The 20,305-nt window shown below is 33.9% G+C and carries 17 protein-coding genes and 1 pseudogene; 11 read left to right on the top strand and 7 right to left on the bottom strand.

What is annotated here, in order from left to right; genetic code table 11:
* Positions 1-122: 122 nt before the first annotated feature.
* Positions 123-1,076 (top strand): carbohydrate kinase family protein, encoded by a 954-nt coding sequence (locus tag SPD48_RS12160; protein ID WP_336258393.1) that lies wholly within the window; start codon positions 123-125, stop codon positions 1,074-1,076.
* A 523-nt stretch (positions 1,077-1,599) separates the two neighbouring features.
* On the opposite strand, the gene SPD48_RS12155 is transcribed toward SPD48_RS12160, so the two are convergent.
* Positions 1,600-2,379, bottom strand: a complete 780-nt coding sequence (locus SPD48_RS12155; RefSeq protein ID WP_336258392.1) for a Cof-type HAD-IIB family hydrolase — start codon at positions 2,377-2,379, stop codon at positions 1,600-1,602.
* A gap of 347 nt (positions 2,380-2,726) precedes the next feature.
* Here SPD48_RS12155 and SPD48_RS12150 point away from each other — a divergent pair, with 347 nt between their 5' ends.
* The gene (locus tag SPD48_RS12150; protein ID WP_336258391.1) at positions 2,727-3,269 is read left to right on the top strand and encodes a hypothetical protein; all 543 of its coding nucleotides are present in this window, start codon (positions 2,727-2,729) and stop codon (positions 3,267-3,269) included.
* Positions 3,270-3,295: 26 nt separating this feature from the next.
* Positions 3,296-3,442 carry a hypothetical protein gene (locus tag SPD48_RS12145; protein ID WP_336258390.1) on the top strand — a complete coding sequence of 49 codons (147 nt, stop codon included), beginning with the start codon at positions 3,296-3,298 and terminating at the stop codon, positions 3,440-3,442.
* Between the two features lie 171 nt (positions 3,443-3,613).
* Here the strand turns inward: SPD48_RS12145 and SPD48_RS12140 are convergent, their stop codons facing one another.
* Positions 3,614-4,438 (bottom strand): class I SAM-dependent methyltransferase, encoded by an 825-nt coding sequence (locus SPD48_RS12140; protein WP_336258389.1) that lies wholly within the window; start codon positions 4,436-4,438, stop codon positions 3,614-3,616.
* 621 nt (positions 4,439-5,059) lie between these two features.
* On the opposite strand from SPD48_RS12140, the gene SPD48_RS12135 reads away from it, so the two are divergent.
* The 7 genes from SPD48_RS12135 to SPD48_RS12105 all read left to right on the top strand — a co-directional run bounded on the left by SPD48_RS12135 (position 5,060) and on the right by SPD48_RS12105 (position 13,068).
* Complete coding sequence (locus SPD48_RS12135; RefSeq protein WP_336258388.1) at positions 5,060-6,811, top strand: sensor histidine kinase; 1,752 nt, start codon at positions 5,060-5,062, stop codon at positions 6,809-6,811.
* Position 6,812: 1 nt separating this feature from the next.
* Positions 6,813-7,523 carry a response regulator transcription factor gene (locus SPD48_RS12130; protein WP_336258585.1) on the top strand — a complete coding sequence of 237 codons (711 nt, stop codon included), beginning with the start codon at positions 6,813-6,815 and terminating at the stop codon, positions 7,521-7,523.
* A gap of 101 nt (positions 7,524-7,624) precedes the next feature.
* Complete coding sequence (locus SPD48_RS12125; RefSeq protein WP_336258387.1) at positions 7,625-8,920, top strand: ABC transporter substrate-binding protein; 1,296 nt, start codon at positions 7,625-7,627, stop codon at positions 8,918-8,920.
* An 84-nt stretch (positions 8,921-9,004) separates the two neighbouring features.
* Positions 9,005-9,697, top strand: a complete 693-nt coding sequence (locus SPD48_RS12120; RefSeq protein ID WP_336258386.1) for a hypothetical protein — start codon at positions 9,005-9,007, stop codon at positions 9,695-9,697.
* Positions 9,698-9,716: 19 nt separating this feature from the next.
* On the top strand, positions 9,717-10,628 hold the full coding sequence (locus SPD48_RS12115; RefSeq protein WP_336258385.1) for a carbohydrate ABC transporter permease: 912 nt from the start codon (positions 9,717-9,719) through the stop codon (positions 10,626-10,628).
* On the top strand, positions 10,618-11,436 hold the full coding sequence (locus SPD48_RS12110; protein WP_336258384.1) for a carbohydrate ABC transporter permease: 819 nt from the start codon (positions 10,618-10,620) through the stop codon (positions 11,434-11,436). The genes SPD48_RS12115 and SPD48_RS12110 overlap by 11 nt, the downstream gene beginning before the upstream one ends.
* A 21-nt stretch (positions 11,437-11,457) precedes the next feature.
* Complete coding sequence (locus SPD48_RS12105; RefSeq protein WP_336258383.1) at positions 11,458-13,068, top strand: FAD-dependent oxidoreductase; 1,611 nt, start codon at positions 11,458-11,460, stop codon at positions 13,066-13,068.
* 389 nt (positions 13,069-13,457) lie between these two features.
* On the opposite strand, the gene SPD48_RS12100 is transcribed toward SPD48_RS12105, so the two are convergent.
* From SPD48_RS12100 to SPD48_RS12080, 5 genes are all read right to left on the bottom strand, one after another.
* Positions 13,458-14,342 (bottom strand): Gfo/Idh/MocA family oxidoreductase, encoded by an 885-nt coding sequence (locus SPD48_RS12100; RefSeq protein WP_336258382.1) that lies wholly within the window; start codon positions 14,340-14,342, stop codon positions 13,458-13,460.
* Between the two features lie 17 nt (positions 14,343-14,359).
* Entirely contained in the window at positions 14,360-15,655 is a 1,296-nt protein-coding gene (locus SPD48_RS12095) for a hypothetical protein (protein WP_336258381.1), read from the bottom strand.
* A gap of 71 nt (positions 15,656-15,726) precedes the next feature.
* Complete coding sequence (locus tag SPD48_RS12090; protein ID WP_336258380.1) at positions 15,727-16,779, bottom strand: dihydrodipicolinate synthase family protein; 1,053 nt, start codon at positions 16,777-16,779, stop codon at positions 15,727-15,729.
* Entirely contained in the window at positions 16,779-17,795 is a 1,017-nt protein-coding gene (locus SPD48_RS12085) for an NAD-dependent epimerase/dehydratase family protein (protein ID WP_336258379.1), read from the bottom strand. The genes SPD48_RS12090 and SPD48_RS12085 overlap by 1 nt, the downstream gene beginning before the upstream one ends.
* A 13-nt stretch (positions 17,796-17,808) precedes the next feature.
* Positions 17,809-19,047, bottom strand: coding sequence for an Nramp family divalent metal transporter (locus tag SPD48_RS12080; protein WP_336258378.1), 1,239 nt, complete (start codon positions 19,045-19,047; stop codon positions 17,809-17,811).
* 499 nt (positions 19,048-19,546) lie between these two features.
* On the opposite strand from SPD48_RS12080, the pseudogene SPD48_RS12075 reads away from it, so the two are divergent.
* A pseudogene (locus SPD48_RS12075) lies at positions 19,547-20,261 on the top strand (3-ketoacyl-ACP reductase).
* The last annotated feature ends 44 nt before the right edge of the window (positions 20,262-20,305 follow it).

The following is a 20,305-nucleotide window of genomic DNA, read 5'->3' as shown; positions in this document are numbered from 1 at the left end:
AATTATCTCAAATTGTTGCTTTGAGCATAAAAAATCAATTTAACTTAAGGAAGCTATTTTAATGTTAGACAGAATTGCTTATAATAGCTTGTTTTATTGGGATGAAAAGGAGAGTAAATTTTATGTATGATGTAGTTGCAATGGGGGAACTATTAATAGATTTTACTCCCAATGGTCATTCCGAAAATGACCATATTCTTTTTGAACAAAATCCCGGTGGAGCTCCTGCCAACTTCTTATCCATGTTAAGTAATTTAGGATTGAAAACATCTTTTATTGGTAAAGTTGGTAATGATAAATTTGGAACTTTTCTTCGGAATAGTTTAAGGAAAAGTAATGTAAATACAGATGGACTTGTATTTACTGACGATATAAACACTTCATTGGCATTTGTTAATTTACATTCAGATGGTGAACGTTCTTTTTCCTTCTATCGTGGTGCCGATTTAGCAATTCAGAAAAATGAGGTTGCATATAATATAATTGAGAACAGCAAATTATTTCATTTTGGTTCTATCTCAATGACTAACAATCCTGCAAGAGAAGCTACATTACAAGCCGTAAAATATGCAAAAAGTAAAAAGAAAATAATTTCTTATGATCCTAATTTTCGCCAGAGTCTGTGGGATGACAGATTGTCAGCCAAGAACCAAATAGAAGAAGGTTTATATTATACAAACATCTTGAAATTATCTGAAGAAGAACACTATTTATTGACAGAAACGAATGAGTTCAAAGAAGGAACAAATTTGTTATATAAGAAATACGGGATTAATCTCATATTCGTGACTCTAGGAAATAAGGGATGTTTCTTTAGATTTAAGGATGAAACGGGAGTTGTTCCAGGTTATAAGGTAAGTGTAGTAGATACTACCGCTGCAGGGGATAGTTTTTTTGGTTCCATTATTTATAAGATAATCAAGCATTCCAAGTCAATAAATGATCTATATAGTGCTAGTTTAATCGAATATATTCGTTTCGCAAACGCTGCAGGAGCTTTGACAACTACTAATAAAGGTGGAATCCCGGCATTGCCAAAGTTAAAGGATATTAACCGGTTAGAGGAAAAAACTTAGATTACGCCTCAACACAATCATTCTATCCGGCAAAGCAGAGAACTCCTACGATTTCTCAGTTAATTAACAATTTATTAGAAAGAAGACGGCTCTTTAATTAAAGTCGTCTTTTTATTGGAAGTTATTATATCCAGTGGAACGTGATAGCGTATGCCTTGATTGCATCTGGTTACTGTATTTCAGGAACTGGTGACAAAATCGTTTAATTAGATTAAAATTTCGCACTCATTAACGGTGTAAAGTGGGTGGTTATACACATGGTACTTGGAACCTAACCGAATCAGTGTAGGCTCATCAGTTTTTATGCCGAAAGGCCTCTGGCATCATTCCAGGTCACGATTGGCGAGTATTGGATAAATGCAAAAATGGAATTATTGGGTAGGGGTAGAATTTAATAAAAGCTAGAACATTAGAAAACGTAACTAATCCACATCTCTATTCTAGATGCGGATTAGTTTTTTATATGGTACCTAACAAATTCTATTTCTCTTTTTAGGAGAAATTATATGTTTTGATACTTTTTTTACTTCAATAACCCCAGTGCTTCTAACCCATAGGCGATTCCGTCTTCCTCAACATGTTTTGTAACATGTTTTGCTGCCTTTTTTACAATATCAGGAGCATTTCCCATTGCAACGCTATTTTCTACAAATTGAAGCATTTCAATATCATTTAATTCGTCTCCAAAAGCATAGACCTGATCGGGTGCATATCCTAATTGATTGATCATGAGCTCAATCCCTTTTGCCTTTGAAGTACCTGCTGGTAGAACATCTGTAGAAAGTGGGTGCCAACGAACAAATTTAAACTGTTTAAAACGATCAATATATGGAGTCTCTTCTTTTTTCGTACAAAATAGTAAAGATTGATAGATTTCTTGTTTTTCAAAATAGTCTGGTTCATACATTGGGTGATCAAGTTTTAGTGATCCACTTATACTCTCCTCAATATGGGGATGATACTCAACATTCGTTTTCATATTCTCGGTACCCATATATACAACAGGATGTTCATTAAGTGTTGCAACATCCGTAAGTGTTTTTAATGCGTCTATGGGTAATGGATTCTTATAAATAGCCTTATCTTTCACAACAACATATTGACCATTAATACTCACATATGTATCAATTTCAAGCTGCTTACGCAATTCCTTAAACATAAATGGGGAACGACCTGTAGCGATAGCTATTTCATGCCCTTTTTCTTTTAACAATTTAATTGCTTGTTCTGTGGATCTAGGTAGATTCTTATCTTGATCAAGAAGGGTTCCATCTATATCAAAGAAGATTAATTTTTTTGTCATTATATCCCTACATTCTATTTATTCTACTAATTAGTTACTTGTTTTTGGCTATGGACAAGCAAAATAATCTTACATCACATCAAGATGAATAGCAATTGTTAAGAAGAATAGTATGCTTATAGAACGGCTTATTAGATAGGAAATGCATATACCAAGCTGTAAATGGTTTAAAATACGCATATAAAAAAATAGTTTACTTAGATGTTAAGTATAGGAAAAGATCACTTTCTTACAAATTATACTTATATGTTAATTACACTATTTCACGAAAAAGTTATTGACTTGGTACTAAGTCAAGTCTATAATCTAATAAATACTTAGTACTAAACGAAAAGGAGTAAGCCGAGATGAAAAAAGTAATTGATGGTTCCGTGTATAATACCAAAACAGCGAAAAAAATTTGCGAACTAGTAACGAAAGAAATTGAACATGAAAAAGGGGCGGAAGTAAAAAAACTGAAACAGCTATTTAAAACAAAAAGTAGTAAATATTTCTTTTTCATCAAAAATGAATTTACTGGGATTGTAAATAGTAATAATGATGATTTAAATCCAAAGTTTGAAGAAACAGAATTAATTGAAGAAAAAATCGTCTCAGTGTCATATGATCTGGCATTTCAATTTGCCAGTGAAATTAACGTTGATCAAGAGTCCGACAAAATAATTGGTAAGTACTTTCCTGAACTGATCGACAATGAAATCCATGAACATAAAAAAATACAAAAGAAAATTTATCTTTCAAAGAAAGCGAATTGGTATTTGGAAATGATGATAGCTGAAAATAAGGAAACGAATAGTAGTGTCATTGAGCAGCTAATCATTGATGAGTATCAGCGGCTCTATGAAAAAGGAATTATGAAGCGGGATCCATATTTTGAAATGGAAGAGTAATTATAATTAATATAGGGGAAATTTACATGAAAACAACACTTAAAGATTTTATTTTAGATAAAAATATAGCATCAAAAAGAAAATTTTCAATTTCGATGGAGACGGTGGGCGGTCAGATCGATGTTGCAACAATTACAAAAGGGGATGGGTTTATGTGGGGGAAGAAGAAATAAGTTAAGCGCGGGTGAGGCGGGGATTTAGGATGAGCTAAAGGTTGCTACGGAATAAAACTTTTGGCGGTTGCGAATAAAAAGGAATTCAAAGAAAAAGCAGCCTTATCTTTTTAAAGTTCGATAACCTGCTTTTTCAGAGTACAGAACCATTAGACAACATTTTTAGTTTAGTTATAATGGGCGCCTCAGCAAAACGGTTATCTGAAATAAAATCTCCCTATTTATGTCGTTTTCAGCATATGCAGACCATGAGTGGGCTATCCGCTTGAAATGGACTCTTATCAAATTTTCCATACATCTCTTCAAGTACAAATCCATTATAATAAAGCAAACTTTCAAGCTCTTGAGGAAAAAGTAACGAAGAGCAAATGGCTCTACTGTTTCCACTATGTTGGAAGTATCCTTCCAGCGACGATTTGTAAAGATATAATGCTCTAACTGATTTTTATGATCATACGAACGTCTATATGTGCTACTACAATGATACCCTTCATTATCTAACCATGAATCAGCGGCATAATCCTTTTCTACATCTTCATTTACTGCCAAAACTAAAATCGTCGGATTCCTAGTTTCGAACGCAAAGATTCCATCCTCATCAAGATGTCTATGAACGGATCCCAGAAATCTGTCCACTAATTCTCGATCCAAAAAGTGCTGAAATGAATTGCCAGTAGTAAATATAAATTGATACTTGCGGCTTAGATCAAACTGTCTTGCATCGGCATGAATCCAATTTACCAAGACATTTAAGCGTTTGGCCTTTTGCTTTGCAAGTTCCAACATTTCTTGAGTAATATCAAGACCAGTAATCTCAAATCCACGCTCCGCTAAAGGTATGGTCAATCTACCTGTCCCACAAGCAACGTCTAAAATTGGACCTCCTTGTTGGTTTGCAAGGTCAAAATAAAACTTGCTTTCTATTTCTCCCAAACCGTTCAATAAGTCATATGTATATGCATCGCGATAGCCTTCTAAATTATCGAAATCTAACATAGATACCTCCAAATTATGTAAGGAAATCAAATCAGTTTAACAAATAACAAGTTTTTTCAACTTCAAGATTCTTTTAATATATAATTCTATTTTCACAGGTAAATTACCTCTTTTTAAACTATTGGGTCCGATTTAGATCTGGTATTTAAATTAGGTAAACTATTGAAACTAGAGGATAAAGAGTAAGGTTTTAAGAATCTATATAGAATGATAAAATAATCTTGATTTTTTTTATTTGTCATTTATAGAAAAATCTGAAAATCTATTAACATTCCAAACCTTTTCTTAAGAAAGTAATATTTTAAAGCGTTTTCATAGATGGTAAGATAATTTAACATGAAAGAAAATAAATTGACTCTAAGGGTCTACATAGGTACTAGAGGAAATAAAGATTTTTACCAAATAATCAACAATCTGGAAGATGTACATGTAAAACTTCCTTGGCCGAGAACCTTTGAAGCAGAATTAGAGCCACGTTTAAATATGCAGTAAGATTACATATTTTTATTTAGAAATTAAATAAAATAAATTTGGTTCAGGTAGATTTTTTCTACCTGAACTTTTTTCTACAAAATTAAGCGTTACAATAATATGTAAACAGCTTGCGAAAGGATTATGAACATGGCACTTAGAAAAAAAGTTTTTATCACCTATACGATTCTCATTATCCTCCCACTTTTAGCAATAAGTTTTATTGTGCATGTGATTTTTTCAACTTCAAAAATTAACGATATTACTATAAACACAGAGAACTCTATTAAACAATTTAATAATAGTTTAGACCTTATGATCGAAGATGCCGCCAGATCCTCTTTGTCTATATTATACAATAGGGAATTACTTGATATTTTAAAAGAATATGATGAAAATACGTATGGACTTTATAAAAATCATCGCCATACAACTGCCTTTTCTCTATTTCTATCTGGGATTATTTATGATAAAAAACAAATCCATGGAATTCATGTATTTACAAATAATGGACAAATTTTTAGTCATATGGATAACTACAGTGTCACGAATAGAGTATACCTTCCCAATGAAGAATGGTATACCGCAGCTAAGGAAGCGCAAGGATCTTGGGTTATTTATTCTGAAGAATTACCAGTTTATTATCTAAGGAATGACAAAAAGATGATGAGTATCGTGAGGCTTATACGGGATCCAATAGATAAGAAAAATATTGGAGTCATTAAAGTAGATTTTTCTCCAGATTATTTAACTCAATTAACCGATCAATTAATTAGTGATGATTGGAAAATTGCTAGTAATGGGATTCTTTTAATTAACAAACGGAATAGTCACTTATTGGAAAAATGTATTACAAATCAAAGTTGGATACTAGATGAAGAAACGCAAGAAGATTATTTTTGTGTGACAAACACATCGAATAAAACGAATATTCAAGTGAGTAATATCATTCCTAAACAAAAAATTTATAAAGAAATAATTGAATTTGACAAATTATTACTTATTCTCATTTTCATCTTTTTAATTATTTCTCTTGTTTTATCTTATTACACTTCAAATCATTTATTAAGACCGCTTGAAACATTAAAGAATCAAATAAAAGGGATGCAAAAAAGTCCTACCTTTAATGAGATTAATATGCAGTATGATGGTGAAGTTGCTGTATTATCAGGTGCTTATAATAATTTATTAGCAGAAATTAAAGAATTAGTAGAAGAAATATATGAATTAAATAGTAGAAATGCAGAAGCTGAATATAAAGCGTTACAGTCCAGAATGGATCCACATTTTATTTTTAATACATTGGAATCGATAAATATGACTGCTCTAAAGAGAAGACAATTTGACATTTCTGATATGATTACGGAGCTCGGTAAATTGATTAGATATCGTTTGAAAAACGATGATCAGTTAGTGACTTTACAGGATGAACTTGATTTTTGCTGGATATATCTTTCCATCATGAAACAAAGAATGATGGATAACTTAATAGTTCATCATGAAATTGACCATAAAGTGATTCAGACGAAAGTACCTAAATATATTATTCAACCGTTAATTGAAAATGCACTTATTCATGGGAAGGATGATTCCCCACTAACATTAGTAGTAAGAGTGGAACGAAAGAAGGACTGTATTCACATTTGTGTGAGCGATAACGGCGTTGGGATTAGTCCACAAAAACTTCGATGTTTGTATAACCAGATGAATGATTCTGCAACGACTGAATGTAGTTCCGAAAAATCAACTGATCAACATTCAGGAATAGCCTTAGTAAATATACAAAAACGATTAAATCTTATTTTTGGCGAAGAAGGGAATTTAGTCATTGATTCAAAAAGATTTAAAGGAACAATGATTACGATCACGATTCCTGTTAAAGAGGGTGAATACATTGATTAAAGTGATGGTTGTAGAGGATGAACAAGTAATTAGAGAAGGAATAAAAGTACTACTTGAGGAAGTAATAATGGGCTATGAAGTGCTGTGGGAAGCAACGAATGGACAACGAGCGTTAGAAATTTTAAATATTGAAATTCCGGAATTAATTATTACAGATATACGAATGCCTAAAATGGATGGAATTAATTTCATCACTTTATTGAAGGAAAAGTACAAAGAAGTCCCTGTTATCGTCGTCAGCGGTTATGATGATTTTATTTACGTAAGGGAAGCCTTGAGGTTAGGAGTAAAAGACTACTTATTAAAGCCAATTAATCGTAAAGAGTTAACAAGTATTTTAGAAACAATTTCCATAGATAAAGAGAAAGATAACAACCAAGACAACAATGAACCTGTAATTATTCATCATATAAAAGACTTAATAGATAAAAATTTAGAAGGGGACCTTTCTTTAGATTATATTTCTAAAGCTTTAAATCTCCATCCTAACTATATTAGTAATTTGTTTCGGAAACACACGAATCTTAAATTGTCCGATTACATCATGACGAGGAGGATGGATAAAGCAAAGGAGTTACTGAAACATACGAATTTAAAAGTCTATGATATTGCATTTCTTACAGGATTTTCAAATCCAAAATATTTTTCATCCGTATTTAAAAAGAATGCGGGAATGACTCCACACCAGTATAGGACGACTACATTTCATTAAAATAATGAACCTTTTCTTAAGATTATCACATATTAAAGCGCTTTCAATGTTTGTATAATACCTTTAAGTTACTAGAAATGAAAGGTGAAAGGGGAAAAGAGATGAGAAAAAGTGTATACATTATTTTGGCTGTTTTATTTGTTTTTGTTAGTGGATGCGGAAGCAATAAAGATTCATCTAGCTCTGTAAATGATTCTACTACAAATGAGCAGGTTGAATTAACATTTACTACTTGGGGTGGAGATCAACATATTGAAATGTACGAAAATTTACTAGAAGAATTTCATGAAGAGAATCCAACTATTACAGTAAATGTGGAAAGCATTCCCCATGCTGATTATCAACAGAAGTTGTCCGTCTTGGCGGCGGGTAATGAACTTCCAGATGTCGGATGGGTCGCTGAACGTATGGTACCACAATTTGTGAATAATAATATTTTAACAGATATTGCAGATGTAGTAGAAGCAGAGGAATTTGATTTTGATGACTTTATTCCTTCGACATTAGAATTATGGCAACATGATGGGAAATTATTGGGCCTTCCTTTTTCTACACCTCCGATGATTATTTATTATAACAAAACAATGTTTGATGAAGCAGGCCTAGAAACTCCTATTGAATTAGTAGAAAAAGGGGAGTGGACATGGGAAAAATTTGAGGAAAGTGCGAAAGCTTTAACAAGTGGTGAAGGAAATAACAAAACGTATGGAGCTAGATTGTTTAATGAATGGACAAATTTTGCAACAATACCTTCCCATACATTTTCCTTCGGCGGTTCCATGTTCTCAGACGATATGACAAAGTTTGAATGGAATTCACAAGAAGGTATTGAAAGCTTAAACATGTTAGAACGAATGATGTTTGAAGATAAATCACATGTGCCACCAGGTGAAAATATGAATTTTGAAAGTGGAAAAGTAGGTATGTTTACTTTTATGTATAGTTATATCGCAAACATAAGGGATATTACCGAGTTCGAATGGGATATTGCACCTCTTCCAGAAGGACCTGAAGGCCGGGTTCCTTTGTTAGGACAAGCAGGTATTTCCGTTTTTGAAGGTAGTGATCATCCGGAAGAGGCTAAAAAATTATTGGCATTTCTAGGTAGTAAAACAGGGATACAAGCTCAATCAGCATTTTTCGTTCCTCCACGAAAAAGTGTGCTTGAATCAGATGAGTTTATACAAATTGAAAATAATCCACCGAGAGAATCGATTGAGTTAGCTCTAATTAATGAAATGGATAATGGATTTACTTATCCGCTACATGAAGAGTGGACGAAGATTGAAAGTGAGATTATCAATGGTTTTGATAAGTTATTTTCGAAAATAGAGAGCCCAGAAGAAATTATGGATGAGATGGAGAAAAATATCGATCCGATTTTACAAGATAACTAATGGAGGTTGGGACAAACGTAGTTAAACCTTACTTATGTTATGTCCCCAGCCTCTCCCTATAAAAAAAGAAGTGGAGTGTATTAAATGAGTAATAGCTTACGTACGCTTTTTGATCAAAAAAAACTATCCATTATTGTTAGTCTACCTGAAAACAGAGTGGATTTGGCAAAAGCCGCTTTAGACGCTGGAGCAGATGCTTTAAAATTTCATATTAATGTAAATCATCGTGCGAGTGGAAATGAATTTAAAGATGTTGACTATTATATGGAGACCTTTAGAGAAATTAGAGAACTATATGATGGACCTTTAGGACTTGTATTGAGTGATGATGTAAATAAAGTGAATCAACTTGATTTACAGCAAATAAAGGATATTGGATTTACGTATTTCTCACTTTATTCCAAAGACATTACATCTAAGTTATTATTACAAAATGAACTGGAAAAAACCGTTGCGGTTGATGATCTATTTCATCCAAATGAAGTCAAAGCGATAGAAAACTTTGATATGAAGGCTGTTGAATTATCTGTCGTAAACAAAGAAGATTACGGAAAACCATTAAACTTTGAAGATATAACATTATATATGAATTATCGTAAACGAACAGATTTACCAATCATTATCCCATCACAAAAAAAGTTAGTCCCTGAGGATTTAGATATTTTTCATCAAATTGGAATTCAATCGGTCATGTTGGGGGCAGTTACAATAGGAACAACAGAAGAATCGATCTATGAATCTGTTACTACATTTGCTAAACAAGCAAGTACTATTTGATTAATGCAAGGATGATTATATGAATAAGAAAGAGCAAGTGAGAAAAAGACGATTTAGTAATGAAACAGGAGATCGAATTGCAGGTTGGTTGTTCGTCTCTCCAATGTTGGTAGGTTTTTCCATATTTATGTTCGGACCTTTAATCTTTGCTCTTTATATGAGTTTACATGATTGGCCCTTATTGGGTGAGGAAACATTTATTGGTCTGAAGAACTATCAACATTTATTTTCCGATCCATCTTTTCTCAATTCTTTACAAGTTACACTTTTATTTAGTCTCGGTTTAGTACCTTTGAATATTATTCTTGCTATTTTGTTAGCGGTTCTTTTGAAAGATAAATTCGCAGGAATTGGCTTATTCAGGACGGCAATTTTCGTACCTGTAGTTACTTCATTAATTGTTTGGGCAATAGTATGGAAATATATGCTGGCTCCAGAACAAGGGTTTATCAATCAATTTTTAAGTGTTTTCGGTATTCAAGGTCCAGCATGGTTGTTAAATAAATCAACTGCTTTACCTGCAGTTATCCTTGTTAGTGTAATCAAAAATGTTGGTTTAAACATGATTTTATTTTTAACTGCCATGCAACAAGTTCCTACTGAATTATATGAAGCGGCTGAATTAGACGGAGCATCTCCTTATAGGAAGTTTAGAAATATTACACTACCTTTAATTACGCCGACTGTATTTTTAACAATGATCATTACAACGATAGGTGCAATGAAGGTCTTTGGGCAAGTATATGTCATGACGAGCGGGGGGCCTGGAGAAAGTACAAAGGTATTGGTCTATTATATTTGGGAAACTGCATTTAAATTATTTGATATTGGGTATGCGTCCGCCATTGCATTTGTATTGTTTTTTATTTTGCTAGCTTTCACTATTTTATCGTGGGTTGTCAGAAAGAGGTGGGTATTTTATGAGGAGTAAAAAAATAATCATTTTAAAGTATTTTATTCTAAGTATAGTGGTAACTTTTATGGTTGGTCCTTTAGTTTGGATGATCTCAACTTCCTTAAAAGAGCCCACTAAAATATTCACTCAATTTTTCCCCAATCCAATTCGCTGGGCAAATTATTCGGAAGTTCTTAGTCAAATAACTTTTTTAAAACAGTATTGGAACAGTATTTATATAGCTGTATTAGTTACTTTTTTTGTACTGTTATTTTCGTCAATGGCAGGATATGCATTTGCTCGCATTCATTTTCCGGGTAAAAATATTGTGTTTATTTTATTACTTAGTGTGATGATGATCCCACCTGAAGTTACTATTATTCCTTTATTTCTATTTATGAGAGATTTAAATTTAGTCAATACGCATTTCCCTTTAATCGTTTTGCCTGTTTTTGGTGCATCAGGAGCATTTGGAGTATTTTTAATGAGACAGTTTTTTATTTCTGTTCCAAAAGAATTAGAAGAGGCTGCCATTATGGATGGTTGTTCAAGGTTTAAGGTATATTGGAAAATCATGTTACCGCTAGCAGTTCCTTCTTTAGCGACATTAACCATATTTACATTTTTAACGAATTGGGATGAATTTTTATACCCTTTAATATTTATTAATAGTAGAGAATTAATGACATTACCTGTCGGTTTAGCACTTTTTACCGATGAGGCTGGCACTTCTTGGCACCATTTAATGAGTGCTACAACATTAGTTACTATCCCATTACTTATTATTTTCTTCTTTGCACAAAAGAAATTTATTGAAGGAATGACTGCAGGAAGTATTAAATAGATTTTGGAAAGGATGAAGTTTGTGAGCTTTAACAATCTTTATTATTATAAGCCGTCACAGAAAAATGAAAATAATGTAAAGCTATTAAAATACGATGTTGTTATATATGGGGCTACTCCAGCAGGATTAACTGCAGCCGTACAAGTTTCTAAATTAGGTTTATCTGTTTGTATTGCAGAGTTTAGTAGAAATATTGGTGGAATGACTGCAAGTGGATTAGGTGCAACAGATTTAGGGGCTTCTGAAGCAATAGGAGGATTATCTTTAGAGTTTTATCAACTCCTTGGTGAACATTATGGTGAAAATATTATGCAATCTTTTGAACCTCATGTTGCGGGGAGCGTTTTTGAAAAATGGATAAATGACCATCAGATAGATGTTTATTATAATCAACATTTAGAAAAGGTCAAAATGGAAAACGGGAAGATAAAAAGCATTTTTATGGAAGATGGCACATCTTATGAAGGTAAAATATTCGTTGATACAAGTTATGAAGGCGATTTACTAGCTAGGGCTGGAGTTTCCTATCATGTTGGTAGAGAATCTAATTCGACGTATAAGGAAATATATAACGGTATTCAATTTGGTGGAGCTCATCATAAATTTGAAACATGGATAGACCCCTATGTAATCGAGGGCGATAAGGATAGTGGACTACTAAAGGGTGTTACTGAATTGTCTCTTGACGAAATTGGTTTTAATGGGAAAGATGATACATCTATTCAAGCATATAATTTTAGGGTTTGTTTAACAAAAAATGAGAAAAATAAAATTCCTTTTCCTAAACCGCCTTCCTATGATCCAGATCGTTACATGCTATTATTACGGTATATTCATGCTGGATTTTGGGATGCGATGAATCTTCATACAATGATGCCAAATGGTAAATCAGATTTAAATAACTTTGGAGGTTTTTCATCCGATAATATTGGAATGAATTATGAGTGGCCAGACGGAAGTTATGAAAAGCGGGAAGAGATTTTCCAAGATCATTTTAATTATAATTTAGGAATGCTTTATTTTCTTGCTAACGATAGCAGGGTACCAAAAGATATACGGGAAGAAGTTTCATCATGGGGATTACCGAAAGATGAATTTGTAAATACAGGACATTGGCCACATCAATTGTATATAAGAGAGGCAAGGAGAATGATTTCTGATTATGTAATGACGGATCACAATTGCCTTGGGTATACAGCAGTCGATGATTCTATTGGATTAGCTTCCTATCAAATGGATTCGCATCATTGTAGAAGAGTAGTATTGGATGGTAGATGTGTAAACGAAGGGGATGTACAAATCCCTATTTCACCATATCCTATTTCGTACCGAGCGATTCGTCCTAAGCAAGAAGAGTGTACAAATTTATTGGTTCCAGTTTGTCTATCTAGTTCGCATATTGCTTATGGATCCATTCGTATGGAGCCCGTCTTTATGATCTTAGGTCAATCGGCAGGAGTTGCGGCTTTCCTAGCGATAAAAAATGAAATAAATGTACAACAAGTCGATTATTCCGAGTTAAAATCAGCTCTTTTGAAAGAAGGTCAAGTAGTAGATTGGGATCCTTCGATTGAATATGACCCAGTGAAGGAAATGCAAAAGACATTTGGTAAGGAAACGAAAAAAAGATGAATTTTTGACTTTATTGAAATTGAAAGCCTGGATTCTTACTAGTACTCCAAAAATCTCTAGCATGATGTAAAACTACTCCTTGTATGCTAATTTATTGATGATTCGTAATATAATACTAGTAATAGCACAACAGAGAGAAAATTGATCCATACTAAACTTAAAATAATATTGAGTAGTTCAATAAATCTTATAATAAATGTAACAGTACCCACCTCGCCTCTTAACAATGCGTACCACGGTGGGTCATTATTTAATATGGAGTATATTAAGGTCAGTTCACTTCCGGAAAATGGGTTAATCATATATATAGAAATTGAGCGCAATCCAAACAAAAATCTCCAAGGAAAGACACTGCGAACAAACGAAAGAAGATTTTTTCACCATAAAGATTATGAGTCTACTATAGCTCTTTGCGTATTGGCTTCTTCAATAAACTTTATGATAGATAATGTCTCTTGTTTTGGGATTGGGCTCAGTCCTGATTGGCAAAAGGCGATTACTTCTTCTAAGAGAAGAGCGTAATAAGACTTTTCGTCTTTGTAAATAGGCAAATGGACTGTTTTGTTTGGATAATGTATGATTACTTCAAATTTACTATGCCAAATATGCGTGCCTCTAATGACACCGAATCTGCCGTCTTTCCAGTCGGCGATGATAATATCACTGTCCTCATTACCGTGGGCAAAGACACTACGGTAGTCTGGACCGAAGATGGTAACTAACATTTCTACCATATGAATGCCATACCAAGAGTAATAGGGGATATGCTTGATGAAAGGCAGTGGACCGTTCAGATAAACTCCAGTAGGCGTTTCTAGTTCATTTTGTAATAAAGTCGTAAGTGAATCAGAAAATCTAAGAGCAGAAGAACTCATTACAGGAGTATTATACTTATCGCTCCATGAAAATATCTTTTCCGCATCTTGCCCGGTGATGGAAAAAGGTTTGTCAATGAATACCGGCTTTTTATAATCGATCAGTTTTTTAAAGATGTCTGCATGCTTTCTTCCATCCATCGCTGTAATAAATATAGCATCAGATTCATGTGCTACTTCCTTAATTGAGCGAGCAATTTCGACATCATACTCATTTTGCAAAATTGTTGTATATTCAGCTACTCTTGAATAACTAAGCGTTATGTCTGGTGAGGGACAAGGGTATCCAATAACCACTTTCGCATTTCCATACATATTATCCTTGTTTTCATACAGCAATTTCGAAAAGATCTCTACATGAGAAGTGTCTAAACCGATTAATCCAATTTTCAACCCCATATGAATCCTCCTGTTAATTATTTTTTCAATGCATACACTTGTCGAGGGCGTCCGCGCTTTTGCACTTTTTCTAGTCCGGTGACTTCAATTAATTTTGCATCTAGCCAGTTGACGATCAACCGGTTTGCACTTCTTGGTGTAATTCCTAAAGTAGCGGCTAATTCGTGAGCTGTAAAAGTATTGGTGTTTTTTCGTTGCAACAAAGAGATAACCTTTTTTATATAAAATGGAGAGACAGAGGATTTCTCCGCTCTTTTTATAATGTTTTCATCCGTAATAGTTAAGGGATAGGTGAGGGGAATATCATTTTCAATCGGACCAATAACAGCACGATCCTCTTTGACGATAAAGCAGTTTCCTTCGCCGTATTCATTAGCCTGAAGTAAAGCCATTCGGGCATGGGATCCAGCTTCACTGGCCGTGACTCCAAAGCCAACCCCTGCAGACATTTTTATTTTATTTTGTTTTTTATTATCAAATAAAGGAAAATATTTATAACCTTGAGTAACTCTTTCAAATGTACCCCTCGTAGTGATAAACATGTATTCATTTCCACCTAAGGAAGTCAGATGACCCTCCAATAGATCGATAAAGTCCAAAATGATGTTTTGAATTTCCAAATTGAGTCGTTGGATCGTTTGTTCATTAATGGCTTCTTTTTTAAGAGATTCGAAGTTAGCGATATAAATGATTCCGAAAACAATTTGTGATTCAAGTTTCTTTCTTTTCTCTGTGGCTAATAAGGCTCGTTCAAGGGTGACAATAATATCACCATCGGTAGGAAGAATCCATTCATTCGGAACAGATAATTCGTTCAGTCGATCTGATACTACTTTTAATCCAGTGAGCGCGCAGTCTACTCTTTGATTTTGAAAATTACTCTTATGAAATTCCACTATTTTTTCCGTCTCCGCCAAAGTTACTTTTTCTTGGTAATGAACACTGTTAATATTTTCATCCAGATCTTGATTCAGCGTTTTAAAGTCTGCTCTTTCTAGTGTATCAATCGACACTGTCTTAATTGAGTGAAGTCTTTTTTGTAATCGATAAAAAGCACGATACAATGAAGCACCTTTTACAGGGATATAATGAGCGGGAACGGTGTGTACTCTTGCTTTTTTTGATATGTAATAAGGAATATAACCGGAGTAAAGCAGTACATCACAGCTATCTCCTAATTCATTCGTAAATGTAATGGCATCATATATATTATTGGAAGTTTTGAAAATTGGATTAAAATTAGGAAATCTTTTAATACATTGTTTAATTCGCGTTTCTATCCATGTGGGTCCAATGATTCCTATTTTTATCAAAATAAACGCTCCTTAAAAATATTGGGAGCCTCTGCACGATGCATCGCTCCCGTATATAACGTAAATGTATATTATTTAAGCCATTTTTGCAAATTCTCTTTTATAAACGTGTCATCATGTAAATGTGGATACTCTTGATATACACGATCTATTTCTTCTGACTGACCAGCGCTAAGCCTTTCACTATCTAGCAAACACCAATTTCCTTTTAGTAAGCCTTGTCTTCTAAGAACTTCATTAATACCGGCGATGCATCCTTTAAAGTTGTTAGCTGTATCAAAAAAAGCAGCATTTGCATCGGTCACTTCATTTGCTAAAGATAAAAAGGGGGCAATATCCTCCTTATTTTTACGAGCTTTTTTTAATTGCTGAAACATGTTGACTGCATTTTTTGTCCATACTGCCCAGTGACCAAGCAATCCACCGACAATCTGTTTATTTACTGTTTTTTCACCAACTCTAATTTGGTAATTTGACAGTAAATCGATCACAATATTGTCATCATTTCCTGTATATAGTGCGATGTCATCATTTCTAGATGAGTGGCAGACTGCCCTTACTACGTCCAATGTTTTATATCGATTGAACGGTGCAATTTTAATTGCGTGTACATTTGGAATCTCTGCGAAACCTTTCCAAAAATCAAAACTAAGTTCTCTTCCACCGACTGCAGGTTGAAGATAGAATCCGAATACTGGAATAATCTTCGCTACTTCTTCGGTATGTTTTAGCAAATCATCTTCGGTATACTGTCCTAATCCACCAAAGCTTAATAACCCAAGATGATAACCCAAATCTTTCGCTATCTGCGCTTCCTTGATTGCCTGTTCTGTTCCTCCGCAAATTCCAGCCAATTTTAAAAAAGGTCTTTGCATGTTTTGTTCTTCGATTTCTTCCATCGCAATCCGTAGAACTTTTTCATATAAGTTGATATTTGGATCCCTAATTTCAAATTGAGTAGTATGAACACCTACGGCAATACCATCTACACCGGCATCTATATAATATTTTGTTAAAGCACGCTGATGTTTTTCATCTAATTGCTTATCGTTCGTTAAGGCAAGTGGATGGGCAGGGATAAACGCTCCATCATGAAGTAAATCTAATTCCAAGTTTGTTAGCATTAAAATTCCCCTTTTCTTTCCTGGAAATGTGTTGGTTTCTCAATCACTTCGCCTTCATTCTCTATCCATTCTACTGTCCATTCGATCATCTCTTGTAGTGTTACATTAGGATAGCCAAATAGTTGATGAGCTTTGCCAGCATTATTAAGTAAGGCGCTTGAAGCTTCCTCGTTGATAAATGTTACCTCTTTGTTGAAGCGGTTGCCAAATTGTTCCGCAAGCCATCTGATCGAAATTGTCTCAGGTCCTGTCACATTTAAAATGTTTGGTCCTGTTGTACAGTGAAGTAGCGAACGGATGGCATATTCATTTGCGTCACCTTGCCAAATGACATTCACCACGCCAGTTGTTAAGTCGACAGGCATATCATTATAGACTTGGTTTGCAATTTCAAGCAAAACGCCATATTTCATGTCTATTGCATAGTTTAAACGAAACAGAAGCATTGGAGTTTCATTTTTAATTGAAAAGTAAGTAAATATTCTTTCTCTTCCCAAACAAGACTGGGCATATTCACCAATTGGACTCGTAGGTGTATCTTCTGTGCATCCTCCATTTGCAATATCTACAAATGGGTAAATATTTCCCGATGAAAAAACAACGATATTAGAATTTGGAAACTTCTTTGCAACTTTACTTGGTAGATATGTGTTCATTCCCCATGTTTCATGTTCGTTTCCAGTTGTACCAAACTTTTTTCCAGCCATGAATATAATATTTTTCACTTCGGGTATACCATTCAAATCCTCATCAACAAGCAAATCAGCAGCTAATGTTTCTACTCCATTTGATTCTAATTCGTTTTGTAAATTTCCGCTGGAGAAACGTGAAACCCCAATAACTTTATTGTTTTTTCCAGCTTCCTCTAAAGCTTTTTTTGCGAGAAGGGCAAGAGAAGGACCCATTTTGCCACCTACACCTAGAATCAAGATATCTCCGTTTATTTTTTTTATGTCTTCAATCAATCTTTTTGAAGGAGTTGTTAATGCTGTCATTAATTGTTCATTTGTCTTCAAGTAAGTCACCTCATTAACTAAAGAATATATTTTTAACATTATTAAATGCTAATAGAATAAGAACGATTAAACCTATGATAGCAATTACATTTTTAATCACTGTATTTTTAAGTTCGCCCATGATTTTCTCATCATTTGCAACAACAAGTAGGGCAATTGCAATAAAAGGAACAACGACAATAGTAATTGCTTGTGCAAAAATAATCATATTGACTGGTGCGCCGCCAAATATAAGTGCAATAATGGAACCAAACAGCATCACAGCAATAATCGTTATTTTAACCCGAATGTCTTTTAAACTGTTTCCGAATCCGATTCCATCAGATAGCATTGCACCGCCAATCGTAGCATTTCCCATAAGGGAGGAGAAGGCCGCTCCGAATAATCCAAACATAAAGACAATCGTTGCCCAACTACCAAAGAGAGGTTCTAAAGTCAATCCCATTTCATTTACAGAATCAACTACAATTCCGGCAGGTTTAAGGACAGCTGCTCCAATTATCATAACTAAAAGGGTAATTAGACCAAGAAGGAAAATTCCAAAATAAGATTCTTTTGCCCCTTCTTTTGCTTCCGTAATACCCCATCCTTTTTCTTTCACAAGATAGGATTGATAAGCTGCACCTACAATAGAAAAGGATGTTGCCGTCAATGCGATGATTAACCCTAAAGAACCTTCGGGGATAGTAGGAATAATTCCTGAGGCTATGGAGCCCACGGAAGGCTTTGCTAAAAAGGCTGTAATAATAAATGAAAGTAGCATAAGTGCAATAAGACCAATCATCAGTTTTTCCAATAGATCATAAAAATTCTTTGAAAATAATAGGACAATCCCCAAAATAGTGAGCAATACTATTAAAAGTTGCGTGTTTAGTCCAGTAATGATCGAAAATGCGATTCCAACTCCAATTGAATTTCCAGCTTGGAAAGAAGTAGTTACTAGAAATGCCCCTAGTCCTATAAGTAGTCCGCCAAATTTCCCCCATTTCTGGTTGATAAGTTGGATAAAAGTTGATTTTGTTGCAAGACCAATTCTCATACTCATTTCCGTATAGATCATCATAAAGATAACTGTAATAATAAGAATCCAAATAAGTTGATTTCCATAAATTGCACCGATTTTGGAGGCTAACGTCAAACTTCCTGGACCAACCACTAAAGCTGAGGTAATAAGTGCCGGACCAAGAAATTTTAGAAAACCTTTTTTCTCGTTCTCATTGTTGCTTTTAAACTCCAGCTTTTTTTCTTCCAATTTTAATCCCCTCCTATTTTTTGAATATTTTAAAACTTAGGTAAAGTATATAATTCTCTTTTATTAAAGACAATGTCTTAAATATGTCTTTAATTGTGTTGCATTTAATAGACTTTTCTTTAAAATTCATTGAAGTGTATAGGTGGATTATGATGCAAAGGTAATCAATTGGACAGTAAGGATAGAAGGTGTAAGTCAAAGGATGAAAAAATATATGGTGATTTTTCCGAACTGTTCTCATAAGTATAGATGGGGGAGAAAGTGTGATGAAGACGTAAAGAAAGTAAATACAATAAAGTTGTTTTGTTAAATAATTGTAGGTGCAACCTTTTTTAGTAAGTTTTCTAAAGCGAACAAAGTTAAAAAACCTTTTATTATAAATTCTACTGAAAGACAAGTCTTCTTCTCGATTTGATGTTAATATAAACAGTCCATTATATTTTTTGAAATGGGTATACTATAATAGAAGAATTAGTTTATTTATATAGGAGAGAATTAAATGTCATTACAAGGAAAAACAGCAATTATTACAGGAGCAGGAAAAGGAATTGGACGTGCAACTGCATTAGCTCTTGCAAAAGAAGGGGTTTCACTAGGGTTAATTGCTCGTACAGAAGAGGATTTAAAGGAAGTAGCAAAAAAAGTGAAAAATTATGATGTGCGTGTTGCCATCACAGTAGCGGATATTGCAGATAATGCACAAGTTGAAAATGCGGTAGAGCAACTTTTTAAGGAATTGGGCAAGTTTGATATTTTAATCAATAATGCGGGTATTGCAAGGTTCGGTGGATTTTTAGAATTACCTGTAGAAGATTGGGAACAAATTATTCGTGTAAACCTTTTTGGTATGTATTATGTAACACGCGCAGTATTACCAAAGCTCATTGAACAAAATTCAGGAGACATTATAAACATTTCTTCCACTGCTGGTGAAAAAGGTGGTCCTGTTATGAGTGCATATAGTGCATCTAAATTTGGTGTAATGGGATTAACAGAATCATTGGCAATGGAAGCGAGAAAGCATAATATTCGTGTGACAGCATTTACACCAAGTACGGTTGTAACCGACCTAGCAATTGATCAAGGACTTGTAAAAGGGGACGAGGAAAATGTGTTATCAACCGGAAGATTTAGCAGAATTGATAATTGCTTCTTTAAAATTAAAAAGTCGTGTTTTCGTTAAAACAGCAGGATTATGGACAACAAATCCGTAATAAGAAGATGAAGTTAGAAATAAATAGAAAAAGGAATTCGGTTT

The sequence above is a fragment of the Pseudogracilibacillus sp. SE30717A genome, assembly GCF_037071985.1.
Classification (GTDB): domain Bacteria; phylum Bacillota; class Bacilli; order Bacillales; family Amphibacillaceae; genus Pseudogracilibacillus.
This window is presented reverse-complemented; position numbering and strand designations above follow the sequence as displayed.

Coding starts and splice junctions, on each gene's coding strand:
- SPD48_RS12115 (WP_336258385.1), top strand. CDS start 9,717: ATGAATAAGAAAGAGCAAGTGAGAAAAAGACGATTTAGTAATGAAACA.
- SPD48_RS12110 (WP_336258384.1), top strand. CDS start 10,618: ATGAGGAGTAAAAAAATAATCATTTTAAAGTATTTTATTCTAAGTATA.
- SPD48_RS12150 (WP_336258391.1), top strand. CDS start 2,727: ATGAAAAAAGTAATTGATGGTTCCGTGTATAATACCAAAACAGCGAAA.
- SPD48_RS12160 (WP_336258393.1), top strand. CDS start 123: ATGTATGATGTAGTTGCAATGGGGGAACTATTAATAGATTTTACTCCC.
- SPD48_RS12120 (WP_336258386.1), top strand. CDS start 9,005: ATGAGTAATAGCTTACGTACGCTTTTTGATCAAAAAAAACTATCCATT.
- SPD48_RS12155 (WP_336258392.1), bottom strand. CDS start 2,379: ATGACAAAAAAATTAATCTTCTTTGATATAGATGGAACCCTTCTTGAT.
- SPD48_RS12125 (WP_336258387.1), top strand. CDS start 7,625: ATGAGAAAAAGTGTATACATTATTTTGGCTGTTTTATTTGTTTTTGTT.
- SPD48_RS12100 (WP_336258382.1), bottom strand. CDS start 14,342: ATGGGGTTGAAAATTGGATTAATCGGTTTAGACACTTCTCATGTAGAG.
- SPD48_RS12145 (WP_336258390.1), top strand. CDS start 3,296: ATGAAAACAACACTTAAAGATTTTATTTTAGATAAAAATATAGCATCA.
- SPD48_RS12140 (WP_336258389.1), bottom strand. CDS start 4,438: ATGTTAGATTTCGATAATTTAGAAGGCTATCGCGATGCATATACATAT.
- SPD48_RS12090 (WP_336258380.1), bottom strand. CDS start 16,779: ATGCTAACAAACTTGGAATTAGATTTACTTCATGATGGAGCGTTTATC.
- SPD48_RS12135 (WP_336258388.1), top strand. CDS start 5,060: ATGGCACTTAGAAAAAAAGTTTTTATCACCTATACGATTCTCATTATC.